Genomic DNA, 16,754 nt, shown 5'->3' on the forward strand with positions numbered 1-16,754 from the left:
GGTGTATCATGGTGAAGACGAAAAGCTGCTCCATAGGGTAGCTGTGAAAACGAATCAAAGAAGGTTTTATTAAATGGTTCTCGCCCTGCAGATTATTTTGGTGCTTTCCAGTGTTTTGATGACTCTGTTTGTTTTATTGCACCGCGGTAAAGGTGGCGGACTCTCCAGCCTTTTTGGTGGCGGCGTTCAGTCTAACCTTTCGGGATCTACCGTGGTAGAAAAGAACCTCGATCGCTTCACCATTGTTACAGGGCTCATCTGGATGACCTGTATCGTTGCTCTAAATCTCATCCAATCTTATGCAGTATAAGAAAAATCCCCTCTAACGAGGGGATTTTTCTTAACTGAGTACATCCTGAGTCGCGTAGAGAACTGTTTCCTTTCGCCCATACGCACCAGTAGCCGGCCACTGGGTAAAATCCTCGCACCCAACCAACGCAGATGCTGCCCGGGATTTCTCTGACCCAGAGACCAAGAACCACACATAATCTGAGCGGCGAATCGCCGGGTAGGTCAAAGATACGCGCTCCCGCGGTGGCTTAGGTGAATCGAAAACGGGGAGAACTAATCGTCGACTTTCCTTTTGGATAGGAGAGTGAGGGAATATGGAATTGATATGGCCCTCGCCGCCCATTCCCAAGAGGTGAAGATCGAAACCTTGGGGAGCAAAATCGCTCAGGACAGCTTCATAGGAGTGCGCCGCGTCCTCTAAGTCGACTCCACCTAATCCGTACCCATGGATATTCGCCTCAGGAATATCAATGTGGTCTAGGAGCGCCTCCCTCGCCTGTCCTTCGTTAGAATCGCTGTGATCGACGGACACATTACGTTCATCACCGAAGAAGAGATGAACGAGTTCCCAATTGATATCCATGGTCCTCAGTTCTCTGAGGATGCCAATCCCAGCCCCACCGCCTGTCAGCACGATCCGGGCCACACCGTCGGAGTGCGCTCCACCTGTGCTGTTAATCGAGAGTATAAGACGCCTAAGGTCTCTTGCAGCCTGTTCTAGAAGCGGCTCCACGGTGTTAAAGCTGTTTATTTTTACCATTTCTCTTAGTTCCTTCAGAAATTAAACCGATGGGTAATGAACGGCGGTTAGGCCACGCAGAGCCTTGTGGTATGCGGCATCGGGATCGAGATGACGAAGTTCCTCTGCTAAGCAGTCTGCCGTTGAGCGAACATTGACCGCCACCTTGGCCTTCATATCGCCCGATTCAACACAAATTGTCTGATTTTGAGGGTCTGATCGAAGCACCAATATTTCAGATTCTCTTTCGATCTCCACCAATGCCACTGGGATCTCGTCATCGGAGTCCACCTCCAAAATCTTTCTGGTCGTGGGTACCCTTAATCGATCGACCAGCCAACCAGCTGCCAAATCGACAGAAGGTGAGTTCGCAGGACCGAAGACTGTAATTGAGCGAATGTCCTCATGTGGAGGTTGATCCAATGCCGAAGCTAATACGCCGCGCCATGGGGTGAGACGAGCCCATGCGATATCGGTATCACCTGGCGCATAGGAGTTGCGGCGGTGGTACAAAGCATCGACAAGTTTATCAAAGCGTGCATCGGTGATACGACGTTGGGCTATCTTTCCCAGCGGATCCTCGCTAGGAAAAGCGGGGGAGCTAAATGGCCACCAGACTACAATTGGGGTATCTGGAAGCAGCAACGGAGTCACCACATGAACCAGGTGGTCATTGACCTCACCGTGGAGCTTCATGATAATGAGCTCGGAAGCACCCGCATCACCTCCGATCCGCACCTCAGCATCGAGGTGATGGTCAGCGTCGGTATCGCCTTTGACAAGAACGATGACACGAGAAGGATGTTCTCGCGAAGCCATCTTAGTTGCCTCGATGATGCTCTCAAGAGGATCAGTAGCTGCGACGACTACCAGCAAAGTAAGCACTCGGGACGTGGTGCCCTGCATGCCATTATCACGCATTTTTACCAGGGTATTAGCAATCTCGCTGGTACTGGAATTATCTAGGCAAAAAATCATCAGTTTGCTACCTTCATCTATGGACGCCGCCACACACGGTGCGAACCAGCGAGGATACGATCAGCAGAAGCGGGCCCCCACGTACCTGCAGCATATTCATCGGGACGCCCGCGCCTAGCCCAATAATCGAGGATTGGGTCGAGAATCTTCCAAGAGAGTTCAACCTCCTCGTTGGTGGGGAAGAGAGACGCCTCATCGAGGAGGGCATCAAGAATGAGACGTTCGTAGGCTTCAGGAGATTCTTCTGTAAAAGCTTCGCTGTAGGAGAAGTCCATATTCACATCGCGCACTTCCATTCCCGACCCTGGGACCTTAGAGCCAAAGCGCAGCAGCATCCCTTCATCGGGCTGAACCCTAATAACAACTACATTTGGGCCCTGGGCGTGGCGTGATCCCTCGGAGAAAGGTTGATGGGGGGCATCTTTGAATATGAGAGCTATTTCAGTGACGCGACGCCCCAGTCGTTTACCTGTTCGCAAAAAGAAGGGGACCCCGGCCCATCGACGAGAATTAATTTCTAAGGTACAGGCGGCGTATGTTTCGGTTGTGGAATCTGGATCAAATCCATCTTCCTCGCGCAAACCTCGGACAAATTCAGACCCTTGCCAGCCAGCCGTGTATTGGCCTCGAGCAGTAGTTTTACCGTAGGGCTCAACAGGGCGGGTTGCGCGCAGTACTTTAATCTTTTCTGCTTGGAGTTGTTCTGGAGTGAAGTCGATCGGTTCTTCCATGGCAACGAGAGCGAGAAGTTGGATCAAGTGATTTTGAATAACATCGCGGGCAGCCCCGATGCCGTCATAGTAGCCAGCGCGCCCTCCTAGACCGATATCTTCGGCCATAGTAATTTGCACGTGGTCAATATAGTGGGAATTCCAGAGCGGATCGAAAAGCTGATTGGCAAAGCGCAGCGCCATAATATTTTGCACAGTTTCTTTGCCTAGATAGTGATCGATGCGAAAGACCGCGTGCTCTGGGAAGACGGAATTAATGATATTGTTTAGCTCTCTCGCAGTTTTCTGGTCATGCCCGAAGGGCTTTTCCACGATGACCCGTCGCCATGAGCCCTTGGGGCCCTTAGCCATTCCGGAGCGCTCTAGCTGGTGGCAGACATCGGAGAAATAGTCCGGCGGCACCGAAAGGTAAAATGCCCAGTTACCTGCGGTTCCACGGTCGCGATCCAGTTCTTCAAGCTTGGCTGCGAGCGAATCAAATGCCTGGTCATCATCAAAATTGCCTCGAACAAAGTGCATGCCCTCGGCCAATCGGTGCCAAATATTCTCATTGAAGTCAGTGCGGGCTCCAGATTTAACCGCCTTGAGAACATATTCTTCAAAATCCGTTTTTGTCCAGTCGCGGCGACCGTAGCCCACGAGGGAGAATCCAGCTGGTAATAACCCGCGGGAGGCGAGATCGTAAATGGCTGGTAAGAGTTTTTTCCGAGCCAAGTCACCAGTCACTCCGAAGATCACCATGCCAGAGGGGCCAGCTATCTGAGGTAGCCTTTTGTCGCTGGTGCTTCTTAACGGATGAAGCCACTCTTGAGGATCACTATCTATTTTTTGCACGCTTTTACTCACGTCCTCGCATCTTACTCGGCACCAGAATTAACCTCACACTCTGCACATAACCGCGATAGCCCACTGCAATGAGGGCTTCGCTATTACTGCAGCCGAGCTCCCATTGATTCCAGCAGGTCCTCCCACGCTGCCACGAATTTCTCGACCCCTTCAGCTTCCAACTTTTCGAAAACATCTGGCAGATCAATACCTAGATCTTGTAAGGTGCTGAGCACCTTGGCCGCGTCGTTCTCGGCTTCACTGAGGGTATCACCCTTGATATCTTCCGCTTCAAGCGTGGCATCAATTGTGCTCTCAGGCATTGTATTAACGGTTAGTGGGCCCGCCAGCTCGGTTACATACAGGGTGGCGGGGTAGTTGGGATTTTTGACGCCGGTCGAAGCCCACAACGGCCGCTGAATATGCGCACCTGCTGGCATATCTGCACTCTTGAATTGATCAGCGAATAGCGCGTAGGCCACTCGAGCGTTAGCTATGCCCGCTTTACCCCGCATGGCCAGAGCTTCCGGTGTGCCGATATCTTCGAGTCGCGCGTCGATTTCGGTGTCGAGTCGGGAGACAAAAAACGAAGCCACAGAGTGGATTTTTGTCACATCCAGATTGTTTCGGTAGGCGGCATTGATTCCGTCGATATAGGCCTCGATCACCTGGCCGTAGCGTTCGACGGAGAAAATGAGCGTGACATTAACGCTGATTCCTTCAGCAAGTGCTGCTGATATTGCGGGGAGCGAGCCTTCGGTGGCCGGGATCTTGATCATGAGGTTTTCCCGATCAACACGCTCCCATAGGGTCCGCGCCTGAGCTAAAGTTGCGGCCGCATCATCTGAAATGCGCGGATCTACTTCAATCGAGACGCGGCCATCTTTCCCCTGAGTTTCGAGGTAGATATCCCGGAAAATATCGCACGCGTCGCGAACATCTTGGATACTCATTTCATAGACGGCCTCGTCTGCGGGCATTCCCTGCTCTTTAAGCGCTGCAATCTGATCATCATAGGCAGAGCCTTGCGACATTGCATGAGCAAAAATAGCGGGGTTGGTGGTCACTCCCACAACACTTTTGTCGGAGATAACTCGTCGAAGATTTCCAGAGTTAATGCGATCACGGCTGAGGTCATCTAACCAGGTGGACGTTCCAACGGCTTGGAGCTTATCTATTGCATTCATGGTTTCATCCTTGAGGTTTTTAACGAAAGTATTTAAATGCGGGCGAAACTTTCAGATCTCAGTTCCGCCCGCACTACTTCTTTACTGGTTCCTAGGCAGCCAGACTGTCTTTAGCGGCTTTCACGACGTTGTCGACCGTGAAACCAAATTCTTCAAACAGTTTGTCGGCTGGAGCCGAGGCGCCAAAATGTTCGAGCGATATAGCCCGCCCCTGCAATCCTAGGTGGCGATGCCACGGCATGGAGATTCCCGCCTCAACAGCAACGCGGGCGCGTACGTGAGGTGGCAGTACGGACTCTTGGTAGGCCTGGTCTTGCTCCTCGAACCAGTCGAGGCAGGGAACCGAAACAACGCGGGCGGCAATACCCTCCTTCTCCAATTGAGCAGCTGCCTTTACTACCAACTGAACCTCGGATCCGCTGGCCATGAGTAGGACCTCAGGCGTAGCGGCAGAGGCTTCTTTGAGTATATAAGCGCCACGACGAAGTCCCTCGCGAGCCTTCTCTTTAGTGCCGTCTAGGACCGGGAGATTCTGGCGCGAGAGCGCTAAACCCTTTGGGCCTTCCTTGTAGAGTAGCGCTGCGCGCCAAGCCGCTGCAGTCTCGTTAGCGTCGGCGGGGCGAATAAGTGATAGTCCGGGGATAGCACGAAGGCTGGCCAGTTGCTCTACTGGCTGGTGAGTGGGACCATCCTCGCCAAGTCCAATGGAATCGTGGGTCCAGACATAGTAAGCATCAGTTCCCATGAGGGCGGCTAGACGCACAGCGGGGCGCATATAGTCGGAGAAAATTAAGAAGGTTCCGCCGTACGGCCTCGTGCCCCCGTGCAGCGCGATTCCGTTCATAATCGCACTCATGGCGTGCTCGCGAATACCGAAATGGAGGTTACGGCCATCTGGTGCCGCAGTCCAGGTGGAGGTGCTAATAGACTCTGGTCCGAATGATTTTTCACTCTTCATCACGGTGTTATTGGAACCAGCTAGATCGGCGGAGCCGCCCCAAAGCTCAGGCAGGGTTTTCGCCAGTTCCTGAATGACCGACTCTGAGGCCTTGCGGGTAGCCACTGAGTCCCCGGCCTCCCACGTCGGTAGATCAGCATCGAAGTCAGCTGGTAGCTCACGCTTATTAAGACGCTCGAAGAGCTCCCGTTTTTCGGGGTGCTGTTGAGACCATTGCTCGAATTTCTGTGACCATTCGGCATGCTTATTTGCACCGCGCTCGACCAAATTGCGGGTGTGAGCTAATACCTCATCGCTGATAGGGAAGTGGATTTCAGGATCAAAGCCGAGTTCTCGCTTTGTGGCGGCGATTTCCTCTTCGCCCAGGGCAGCGCCATGGACAGCGCCGGTATTCATCATAGTTGGGGCGGGATAACCAATGATGGTACGAACCCGAATAAACGATGGACGCTGGCGGTCAGCCTGGGCCGCAGCAATAGCCTCTTCGATGGCGACGATATCCTCGCCGCTCTCAACTTCTAGTACTTGCCATCCATACGCCCGATAGCGTGCGCAAACATCCTCGTCAAAGGCAATATCGGTTTCCTCTTCGATGGAGATTTTATTATCATCCCAAAAGACGATGAGGTTACCTAGCTTCTGAGTACCCGCGAGCGAACAGGCCTCAGACGTTACCCCTTCCTGCATATCGCCGTCGGAGGCGATGGTGTAGATATAGTGATCGAATGGTGACTCACCTTGGGGCGTATCCGGATCGAATAGCATGCGCTCACGGCGTGCCGCCATAGCCATACCCACCGCGGAGGCTAACCCTTGACCGAGTGGTCCGGTGGTAATTTCCACGCCTTTAGTGTGGCGGTACTCGGGGTGACCTGGGGTCTTTGCGCCCCAGGTACGCAGGGCCTTGAGGTCATCGAGTTCCAGGCCAAAACCTCCGTAAAACAGCTGGATATATTGAGTGAGCGAACTGTGACCACACGAGAGTACAAAACGGTCACGGCCTACCCATTGATCGTCCTGGGGGTCAACATTCATCGTGTGCTGATACAGGGTGTAGGCAAGCGGCGCCAGTGACATTGCGGTGCCGGGGTGCCCTGAGCCGCATTTCTGCACGGCATCTGCAGCGAGGATGCGAGCGGTGTCAATGGCTTGTGTATCCAAATCACTCCAGTGATCTGGATAATTGCGAACCGTATGCTTTTTAAGCTCAGGAGATAAGGTCACAGTGATAGTCCGTCCTTTAATATTTTTTCGTGGTCGAGGCTCGCGCAAGCGAGTTTATGCGCGAACCACATCCCACAGTTTAGCGCCATTTGGCTTCAAGGATGGCAGCGAGCTGGCTGGAGCTGGTATACGGCGAACAAAATGAACGAAGCGAGGGAGTTTTGATAAGCCAAACTCTTCAATGAGGAGTACCTTGGACTAGGTACGATAACGTTTCCCCCGCTCGATGACTGTGGCTCAAATCTTTTCGTTGAGTTTTTCCAGTATGCTGAGAAACGTACTTTCACAGAAATTATGGAGGAGATAATCCTTGGAGACGATCAAGGCCTATATTGCGTTGACGAAGCCCCGGGTCATTGAACTCCTCTTGGTAGCAACCATTCCCGCCATGCTGCAGGCTGAGCGTGGGGAGAATAATATCGCGCTCATCCTGTTGACCGTCATAGGAGGCTGGATGGGGGCAGCAGCTGCTAATACCTTCAATATGGTGGCGGATTCCGATATCGATCAGAAAATGGGGAGGACTCGTTCGCGCCCCCTTGTCAGGCACACGGTTTCCAACCGAAATGCCACCATCTTCGCGTGGGCGCTTACTGTTTTGAGCTTTCTTTTTCTCTGGCTCCTCTGCAATTCGCTTTTAGCGGCCGTATGTGTGATGCTCACCATTGCTTTTTATATCTTTGTTTACACAAAGTTTTTAAAAAGGCGCACCCATATGAATATCGTTTGGGGTGGCGCGGCGGGCTGCATGCCTGTGATAGTGGGGTGGGCCGTAATTAAAGACAATATGCCTGGAACAGACCTGGCTCACTGGTGGCAGGCCATCGTACTCTTCCTGATCATTTTCTTTTGGACGCCCCCGCATACGTGGGCCTTGGCCATGAAGTATAAGGAAGATTACAAGGCCGCTGGAGTGCCCATGCTGCCGGTAGTCCGGGAGGAAGTTGAGGTGACTCGGCAGATTGTTGGCTATACCGTTGCCACGGTTATAACCACCTTCCTTCTTATTCCCGCGGCTGGATGGATTTATGCAGTGGGATCAATCATCTCAGGAGCAGGCTTTCTATTTATGGCGATTCGGCTCCATCAAGGAGTCAAGCGTGGCGTGCCGGTCAAACCACTCAAGCTCTTCATTTTGTCGAATAACTATTTAGCTGTGCTCTTTGTAGCGCTATCGGTCGACGCTATTTTAGGCTTGGAAACTTTCGGTGCGATGCTTGATCCCTTTTTTGTGGCCTAAGAATGAGCCTCGGTCCCCGGGCGCACACTTCCTCAGACTTTCGAGCTCAAGGAAACGTAGCAAAAGCCGAGCGTATCGCTTGAAACTATACGATAGTCACATAGCCTTTCTTAGCTCATCAGCCTCATGGTTGTGGCTGCACTCTCGCCAGTTAAATGCACATCGAGATATTTTGTACACCACAAGAGAACGATTGGAGAAATCGCCAGTGCGGTTTCCGTCATCCTCATGGGGGCATCTCAAGGGTTATTGTCTATCTGCTGCCAGGCTGGAGCAGTGACAGCTGACTAAAGGGGACGTGAAACAATGATCTTTTTCTCAACGCCGAAGCGACGGCTATACACGCGAGAATGCACACCTAATCCTTTAGCCGATGATTCTATGCCTAACCGGGGTTCTCCTAATACGCGTGTGCATATATCAATGAATCAAGGTGCCTCGGGGATAGAGCACGCAGCTCCTCATGACCTACATCAAACAGTACGATGAGTTAACGCAGGGCCCGCTAGGTCGGAACTATCCCAGAATTTGGCAGATACACGACGTATCTCGGCAAATTAGATGGTGTGAATTAGAACAATTTCCAGCTACTTAGCTGAAACTTTTGCCTCGAGAAAGCTCGTGTCCATCCGCTTGATTCTGCGAACCTTATGCCTCGAAGCTTGGTGATCGAGAAAACCTCGCCTGTATACTCCACACTTTCTGACACCACAGCATCTCCCTGCCGTTCTCGTTAGGGAGCAAAAGAGGGACAACCGAACCACAAGCCAAAGTGTGGCGAGTTGCTCAGAACAAAGAATGTCTGACTGCTCAGAAAGCTTAGACAGTTGCCTAAGGCGAGGCAGGGAAAAACCTAGATATATCAGTGGATAGAGACGGTTTGAGCTAGCAATTAGCCCGTTGAACTGGGAAGTATCGTGGTTGTTCGTAGCGGATTGCTGGCCACAGCACACGCGTTAGTATTGAGAAATTTGTCTGCTGCATGAAATCTCGATCCGTGACTGTGGGGTCATATAGGCTGTGCCGCTTTAGTTATCACCGCACACCAGGAAGCCGATGCCGCTGAATTTAATGAACACGCTATGCCCCAAGTTTTATACGACCTGGCGGCATGGTCATAAAAGCCGAACACAACGATATGACGTGTGCGCGATTAACATTTTCTTCTCGTCCCTGTGGTTTTAGGTTTCGGCTGATATTGCACTGCCTATCGTCTATTGAGTTAGCTTGACCCTGCAGGTCTTTTATGGGGGAATTATTCGTAACTGAATATAAACTCGTGGTCAACTAATAGACCGTCGACTGTAGTCACTGCCTTAATTCCTAGCGAAGCTGGCTATCTCTCTTAGCTCGAACACATCCTGATCAACCCCAAGCGGAGCGCAATTACTGCTCAGGGCTGATCTGAGGTCACGATCTATTAATATCTGCACGATATGCATCGATGAGATCTTTTCCTGGGTTAGTCATATGCATTTGATCAGTGAATTTCACCAGTGATCGCGAGGAATCGTCCCAATCGTGATACAACGAACCCCCTAGGATCTGCTAGGGGGTTAAAAATCAGAGTTGATGATATTCCTGTTCAGGCGAGGTGTCTTCTGGGTGACGGCTCCAGCCTTGGGCATAGAGGAAGCCGAGGAGCGCCACGACGACAGAGCTGAAGCCGATATGGACAGGCACCGTCCAGCGAGGCACCCCTAAGCGGTATTGTATGACTCCAATGAGTGCCTGGAGCACTATTGTAGCGATAAGCCACAGGGTCGTTGTCTTGGTTTTGGTTGGAACGCGTTGAAAAGCTAACGATGCGGCGATAAGTGTGACCACTGCGAGCAATAGATACATTGTCCACGCGTGAATATGGGCCATCCATGCAATGTCGACCTCAAGACGCCCCTGCATTCCTGCTTCGGAGTCACCAGCGTGAGGCCCGGCTCCTGTCACCATGGTTCCAGTAGCGAGCACGAGAACTAGCAACCCAGCTGCGAAGGATACGAGGTAGCGCAGTGATTGATCGTAGGTGCGGTGGGGGATACCAGCATCGGGTTCTCCCACTCGAATATAGAAGATGGCAGCTAACCAGACGAGGAGCATGGACGGCAGGAAGTGAATGGCGACGGACCACCACTGAAGATCTAGCAGAACCGAGATTCCGCCGAGAACAGCTTGAATGATGACACCGATTCCCTGGACAATTCCGTGTATCACGAGTTCTTTGCGTCGATGAGCAGCCACAATAGAAATAAAGGCAGCGATGACTATGCCGATGAGAACAAAAGTGAGGAGCCTATTGCCAAACTCGATTGCTTGGTGAATCCACGGTGCAGCCCCCGGAACTGGCACGAGGGAGCCCTCGTGGCATAAAGGCCATGTATTACACCCGAGGCCTGATCCTGTCACCCGGACAATGGAGCCAGTCACAGTAATACCTGCCTGGGCAAGCAGCACAAATAGTACTAATCGCCGCTGATATGGGATAAGGAATTTTGCTCGGCGCTGGATAGATTCTTGCATGCTAGACACGCGATTATTTTACCCCGCAACGCAAGGCGCTGAAAGTTATTAACACCTAACCGATGAATCTGTGAGAAATATCTTATGAATAGTACTCGACTAATCTGTGAAAGAGAAGAAACGGATCGATGCAGCGATGCCCAGGATTGTCCATACTATCAAGCTGAGCACAGCGAAACCTGGAAACTGACCGGCAAATGCTGAACCAATTCCATCAGCCAGAGCTACGGAAGGAATAATGTGGTACAGCGGGTGGATGGACTCGACGTTGAAGGTCAGGTAGCTAGCCGCCCCCACCAAAAGCACCCATATAAGGTTTGCTAAACCCAGCACCATTTCAGAGGAGAGAGTTCCACCAAGGAACATTCCCAAGGCAGTAAAACAGGCAACCCCGACAAAAAAGATGACCACACCAATGACCCCGAAGCCGAAGGTCGTCCTCCACCCGGTTATAAGTGCAACCAGGGTAAGGCACGCTACCTGCAAACTGGAGACTACAAGCAGTCCTACTACTTTTCCCAGAATAATTGTGGAGGCAGGTACACCCGAGGCGCCCGCCCTTTTCAACGCCCCATAGCGACGATCGAAAGCTAGAGAAATTGCTTGACCTGAAAAGCCCGAGCTCATCGCTGCGATAGCAAGAACCGTAGGGAAAATCGGGGAATGGGGGCTATACGTATCGAGCTGAGGGAGAAAATATGCTGCAATGATGATGCCAATCGGGATGACAAAGCTCAGCAGAAATTGCTCTCCATGACGCAAAAATAACAAGGCTTCAATTTTTCCCTGGGACTTCAGCATATGCATCACAGAGGCCCGCTGTGGTTGTGGGCTAAAGATACCTGGGGGGATATGATCAGGCTGCGGTTGAGAAATAGTCATAGAATAGCTCTTTCTAACTTCTTAAAGCGCGTCCAGTGATCTCAAGGAAAATATCCTCGAGACTTCGGGCCTCGGTCGACAATGAAATAATTAGGACGTTTTGTTCGGCAGCCAATCGGGCAAGCTGAGAAATCAAGGCTGGGGTGGGTTCAGTTGGTATCGAGTACACCAAGGGGCGAATCGCTTCAACGCCCAAGGCCGCCCACGGCGCAGCGGTTATGTCAAGGTCTCGATCCGTTTCGAATTTTAAGCCCGGAGAGGCTTCTTTACGCAGTTCGCTAGGACTACCGGCTGCGACCACGCTTCCCTGATCGATAATGACCACCTCGTCAGCTAAAGCCTGGGCTTCGTCCATTAAATGCGTGGTTAAGATGACCGTAACCCCGTCGGCGCGTAGTTGCCTTATTAATCTCCAGACTAGAACACGAGATTGTGCGTCCAATCCGGCTGTGGGTTCATCGAGAAAGACCACCTTCGGGCGCGAAATCAGGGCGAGAGCTAAAGCTAGTCTCTGCTTTTGCCCTCCGGAAAGTCGCCGATAGGTCGTTGACCTGACATTACCCAAGCCCAGCAATTCAATCAGCCAATCGGGATCAAGGGGATTAGCATTATAGGACGCCGACAACTTCAGCATTTCTTCGACCCTAATGCCCGAATAAGATCCAGATTCCTGCAACATAATGCCAATAATTGCGCGCACATCCTGAGGCCTGGTAACCGGATCGATACCGCAAACGCTGACAGCGCCGTGCGTCGGCTTCTGAAAACCTTCGCAGATATCAATCAGCGTCGTCTTACCAGCACCATTGGGGCCTAGGAGAGCCAGAACTTTTCCCTCGGGAACGCTGAAACTAACATCTTTAAGCGCCTGTATATCTCCGAAAACCTTGCTCAATCTTGAGACCCTGAGAGCAGGGGTTTTGGTGGGAGTCATCTTCACAACACCCTAGTCTATGCGACGTTTGAAATTTCTCCGGTAGGAAACGTACATGAGGCTGATAATTACTACCAATCCAACGACTGAGGCGGTATAAATCGAAAGTACCGTTTCTGGAGGCAGTGATAACCCCCGCGGAAGAACGAAAAAGCTCAGTAAGAGCGTATACGCAATGACTGCGGCTCTAAAAACCTCCCTATTAGCCCACGCGGCCAAGGGTAGAATCGCCCACAGCATATACCACGGGTGTACGACGGGAAAGAACGCCACCATTACTAGAGTTGATATCCCAAGCGCACCCACAGGGTGAATGGCGCCCTGATAGGTGCGCAGGAGTAACCGCACCATAGCAAAACCTGCAACCGCCAACCCCGACAGTCGGGTGATGATGAGGATAGCTTCGGTGTGATCACCTAAGTAGAGAAATTTCCCCACGAATCCGAAGATTACTCCGAGGGCAGTTGATATAGACATCCAGCTGCGTACGGCTATGGCCCCGCCTTGGCCAGTGATCCACCCTGAGCCGATCCCACTGACCCACGTGACGGTGAGGATAGCAGCGATCATGCAAAAGGTCTGCAGCGCAACAGCGATCAGCCAAGCTGAGGGTGTGCTGCGGCCGCGCAGGTGAATGACTCTAGCAATAGCCATTCCGATGAAACCGAGTCCGATAAAGCCGGTAACTTTAACCATTCCTGCGAGACTAATGAGAAGGCCACTGGTTGCTAGCAAAATGACTGCTCGCCTCGAGCCCGAGCGTTCCATGTAATCCACTCCGCGTAAGCCGACTTCAATGCCTGCCATGAGTAAACCGAGCAGGATCGACTCGTTATGGATGCCACCAATGAGGTGGAGGATAGTGAGCGGGTTGAGTATCCCTAGCCATAATGCGGCCTGCGGGAGAACACCGCAGCGTTTTGCTAGGTGAGTAAGAGCCCATCCGGCTAGAGCAACCCCAAGGAGAGAGATGATGCGGTGAGCAAGAACCCCAAGCACGATGGAGTCATTGGTGAGGAATGAGATCAAGGCAGCGATTCCTAATGCTACGGGCCCGTAAGGGGAGGGGGAATGGGCCCAGATGAACGGTACCGAACGGGCCAGATCGTTGTCAGTCCCGAGGAGATCTACAGGTCCCGCGCTATATGGATCGAGACCCATCACTACAATCGCACCGTTGGCTAAGTATGAGTAAATATCTTGAGTAAACATAGGTGCGCTTGCGATCAGCGGTAAGCTCCAAGCCACGAAAGTACGCCTGGTCATCGACATGCTAATAAGACCCATACGCGTATGAGCCTCTTTCAAGGCTACCCCGGCAAACGGCGCCATAAATAGCCACGCTAGGACTAAGAGAGCTATGCCAACAAAGCACAGCACTGTTGATGCTTGGAGCATTCTAGCCATGAGAGTGCCACCAGGAAAGACAGTATAAGGTGAGTTCACTACGGGCAGGGCTCCTGCTCCCAGGGCCCCTAGGCTAAGGAGTAGGGATCCTAGTGTGCCCATCCATCTGGTGAAGGCGAAACGTTCGAGATCAATGGCCGTGAGTGGGGTGTGGATACGATCCCTGACTGTGGGTTCCGTTTCCGCCTCGGTAGAATCGCCGATCAGGGTTACGCTGCCATCGCGGAGAGTCTTGATGAGATCGACGCCGCTGGTGGCCTTTACCAGCAGGGAGGTATCGTGATAGCGTTCACCGCTTTCCGTCTGTAGAGAGGGTGGAATTGATTGAATACGCAGCACGGTGCGGAGGGCTCGGTTCCACCACAAGGGTGCATTCTTGCTCACTCACTCAGCTTAACTCAATCTTTTGCAGTAACGGACTTAGGCTCAAGCTGAAACCTCGCATCGCAAGTGTTTCGCAACCGTGGAACGCACTGAGAGGAGTCTGAGAAAAAACGACCACCCTCACCCTGTTTGAGTAGCAAAACCGTTGATAGGGTGCCCTAAATACTAGAGGTGAGAGCGATAGGCACTTTTCGGGGTTGTAACAGTGCCGCCATTTAGGTAACACTAGTGTTGTCTAAAGAAATCTAGACGGTCAGCTCCATAACGATATTAGGGCGATATTAGGGCAGTACAAGGAGGTGAAGCGATGGGCCACATCAATCGCGGAGAATCGCGCTCAACTGATGGTGAAACGCGTCATGCCATCATGAGCGAAATTCTCAAGCATAATCGCATTACCGCCTCCGAATTAGCCGAACATTTGAACCTTTCTACTGCAGGAATTCGCCGCCATCTCGATATATTGGTCGGGGAAGGCCTCGCGGAAATAACATCGGTTTCCGCGCATCAACGATCCACTCGGGGGCGACCCGCCAGGGCATTTAGCCTAACCGACAGAGGTCGAGCACAGTTTGGCCACAATTATGACTCGCTAGCAGTGGCAGCTTTGAAAACATTAAGGCAACACGGCGGGGAGGAGGCTGTTAGGGCCTTCGCTCGCAAACGTGCGCTAGAACTTATCGGAGATTTTAATTGTGAAGGCGACACGATTGAGGAAGCTGTAAGCGAGCTCGTGGACGTCTTTACACAACACGGCTACGCGGCTTCTATGAACAATGCCGGACAAGGCGTTCAGATTTGTCAGCATCACTGCCCGATCTCGGAAGTGGCCGCCGATTTCCCTGAGTTATGCGAGGCCGAGCATGAGGTGATAGCGAAAGTGCTCGGCCGCCATGTTCAACTACTCGCCTCAATCGCTGATGGCCACGGTATCTGCACGACTAATATACCCATCCGCCCCGTTAATAGATCTACATCGGTCTCCTAGTAATTGCTTGAGAGGAACGTATTCAATGACCCAAGCACCCGTAAACCCCCACACTCTCCAACCCCCTACAGACGATGAGATCATCGAGTCCATTGGTCCTTATAACTACGGCTGGCATGATCGTGATGATGCAGGACAACAGGCGCGACGCGGCCTGAATGAGGATGTGGTCCGCGATATCTCTGACAAGAAACAGGAACCAGCGTGGATGCTGGAACAGCGACTCAAAGCTCTCGATCTTTTTGGCAAGAAGCCTATGCCCACCTGGGGTGCGGACCTAAGTGGAATCGATTTTGACAACATCAAATACTTCGTGCGCTCCACTGAGAGCCAAGCCACGAGCTGGGAAGAGCTTCCCGAAGATATCCGCAATACCTACGACCGTCTAGGTATCCCCGAGGCTGAAAAACAACGCCTCGTAGCAGGAGTAGCTGCACAGTATGAATCTGAAGTGGTGTATCACCAGATTCGAGAAGATTTAGAAAAACTCGGGGTCATATTCGTCGATACTGACACCGCACTTAAGGAGCACGAGGAGTTATTCCGCGAGTACTTTGGAACGGTCATTCCAGCTGGCGACAATAAGTTCTCAGCATTGAATACTGCCGTATGGTCAGGTGGTTCTTTTATCTATGTGCCTAAAGGAGTGCACGTTGATATTCCTCTGCAGGCCTATTTCCGCATCAACACTGAGAATATGGGCCAATTCGAGCGCACTCTAATTATCGTTGACGAGGATGCTTACGTGCACTATGTCGAAGGTTGTACCGCTCCGATCTACAAATCTGACTCCCTACACTCAGCTGTGGTGGAAATTATTGTGAAGAAGGGCGGGCGGTGCCGCTATACCACCATCCAAAACTGGTCTAATAACGTCTACAATCTTGTGACCAAACGCACCAAGTGTGAGGAAGGTGCGTCGATGGAGTGGGTCGATGGCAATATCGGCTCCAAGGTCACCATGAAATACCCAGCGGTGTGGATGACCGGTCCCTACGCTAAAGGAGAAGTCCTTTCCGTAGCTTTTGCCGGTGAAGGCCAATTCCAAGACACTGGCGCGAAAATGGTCCACATGGCACCTCATACATCGTCGAATATCGTCTCGAAATCGGTAGCTCGAGGAGGCGGCCGAGCAGCGTATCGTGGGCTTGTACGCATTAATGCTAATGCCAACCATTCAACATCGAATGTTGAATGCGACGCCCTGCTCGTCGACAATATCTCACGTTCGGATACCTATCCTTATAACGATATTCGCAATGACCATGTCTCGCTAGGTCATGAAGCGACTGTCTCTCAGGTATCCCAGGAACAGCTCTTCTACCTTATGTCTCGAGGTATTGCTGAGGACGAGGCTATGGCTATGATTGTGCGCGGATTCGTCGAGCCTATTGCCAAGGAATTGCCCATGGAATACGCCCTCGAACTCAACCGTCTCATCGAATTGCAAATGGAAGGATCGGTGGGCTAAC

The 16,754-nt window shown here is 51.9% G+C and carries 13 protein-coding genes; 4 read left to right on the plus strand and 9 right to left on the minus strand.

Translation table 11 applies throughout. The features are described from left to right. Positions 1-73: 73 nt before the first annotated feature. Positions 74-310 carry a preprotein translocase subunit SecG gene (gene secG / locus NXT00_RS01610; protein ID WP_259076808.1) on the plus strand — a complete coding sequence of 79 codons (237 nt, stop codon included), beginning with the start codon at positions 74-76 and terminating at the stop codon, positions 308-310. Between the two features lie 30 nt (positions 311-340). Here secG and pgl read toward each other — a convergent pair whose 3' ends face one another. From pgl to tkt, 5 genes are all read right to left on the minus strand, one after another. After that, complete coding sequence (gene pgl, locus NXT00_RS01615) at positions 341-1,051, minus strand: 6-phosphogluconolactonase (RefSeq protein WP_259076810.1); 711 nt, start codon at positions 1,049-1,051, stop codon at positions 341-343. 21 nt (positions 1,052-1,072) lie between these two features. Continuing rightward, the gene (locus tag NXT00_RS01620) at positions 1,073-2,008 is read right to left on the minus strand and encodes a glucose-6-phosphate dehydrogenase assembly protein OpcA (protein ID WP_259076812.1); all 936 of its coding nucleotides are present in this window, start codon (positions 2,006-2,008) and stop codon (positions 1,073-1,075) included. Between the two features lie 17 nt (positions 2,009-2,025). Next, positions 2,026-3,585, minus strand: coding sequence for a glucose-6-phosphate dehydrogenase (gene zwf / locus NXT00_RS01625; protein WP_259076814.1), 1,560 nt, complete (start codon positions 3,583-3,585; stop codon positions 2,026-2,028). 83 nt (positions 3,586-3,668) lie between these two features. Beyond that, entirely contained in the window at positions 3,669-4,751 is a 1,083-nt protein-coding gene (gene tal, locus NXT00_RS01630; RefSeq protein WP_259076815.1) for a transaldolase, read from the minus strand. 91 nt (positions 4,752-4,842) lie between these two features. Continuing rightward, positions 4,843-6,933: a transketolase gene (gene tkt / locus NXT00_RS01635; RefSeq protein ID WP_259076826.1), complete on the minus strand. Its 2,091-nt coding sequence runs from the start codon at positions 6,931-6,933 to the stop codon at positions 4,843-4,845. A 310-nt stretch (positions 6,934-7,243) separates the two neighbouring features. Here tkt and NXT00_RS01640 point away from each other — a divergent pair, with 310 nt between their 5' ends. After that, the gene (locus NXT00_RS01640; protein WP_259076828.1) at positions 7,244-8,173 is read left to right on the plus strand and encodes a heme o synthase; all 930 of its coding nucleotides are present in this window, start codon (positions 7,244-7,246) and stop codon (positions 8,171-8,173) included. A 1,563-nt stretch (positions 8,174-9,736) separates the two neighbouring features. Here NXT00_RS01640 and NXT00_RS01645 read toward each other — a convergent pair. The 4 genes from NXT00_RS01645 to mptB all read right to left on the minus strand — a co-directional run bounded on the left by NXT00_RS01645 (position 9,737) and on the right by mptB (position 14,249). Continuing rightward, positions 9,737-10,687: a heme A synthase gene (locus NXT00_RS01645; protein ID WP_259077101.1), complete on the minus strand. Its 951-nt coding sequence runs from the start codon at positions 10,685-10,687 to the stop codon at positions 9,737-9,739. Between the two features lie 99 nt (positions 10,688-10,786). After that, a complete protein-coding gene (locus NXT00_RS01650; protein ID WP_259076831.1) occupies positions 10,787-11,569 on the minus strand; it encodes an ABC transporter permease in 783 nt (260 codons plus the stop codon). A gap of 13 nt (positions 11,570-11,582) precedes the next feature. Further along, positions 11,583-12,503: an ABC transporter ATP-binding protein gene (locus NXT00_RS01655; protein WP_259077102.1), complete on the minus strand. Its 921-nt coding sequence runs from the start codon at positions 12,501-12,503 to the stop codon at positions 11,583-11,585. Positions 12,504-12,515: 12 nt separating this feature from the next. After that, on the minus strand, positions 12,516-14,249 hold the full coding sequence (gene mptB / locus NXT00_RS01660) for a polyprenol phosphomannose-dependent alpha 1,6 mannosyltransferase MptB (protein WP_396124896.1): 1,734 nt from the start codon (positions 14,247-14,249) through the stop codon (positions 12,516-12,518). A 352-nt stretch (positions 14,250-14,601) separates the two neighbouring features. Here mptB and NXT00_RS01665 point away from each other — a divergent pair, with 352 nt between their 5' ends. Both NXT00_RS01665 and sufB read left to right on the plus strand, forming a co-directional pair. Continuing rightward, positions 14,602-15,282, plus strand: a complete 681-nt coding sequence (locus tag NXT00_RS01665; protein ID WP_259157779.1) for a metalloregulator ArsR/SmtB family transcription factor — start codon at positions 14,602-14,604, stop codon at positions 15,280-15,282. Between the two features lie 25 nt (positions 15,283-15,307). Next, positions 15,308-16,753 (plus strand): Fe-S cluster assembly protein SufB, encoded by a 1,446-nt coding sequence (gene sufB / locus NXT00_RS01670; RefSeq protein ID WP_259076835.1) that lies wholly within the window; start codon positions 15,308-15,310, stop codon positions 16,751-16,753. Position 16,754 lies beyond the last annotated feature (1 nt).

The sequence above is a fragment of the Corynebacterium sp. ES2715-CONJ3 genome, assembly GCF_024814365.1.
Classification (GTDB): Bacteria; Actinomycetota; Actinomycetes; order Mycobacteriales; family Mycobacteriaceae; genus Corynebacterium.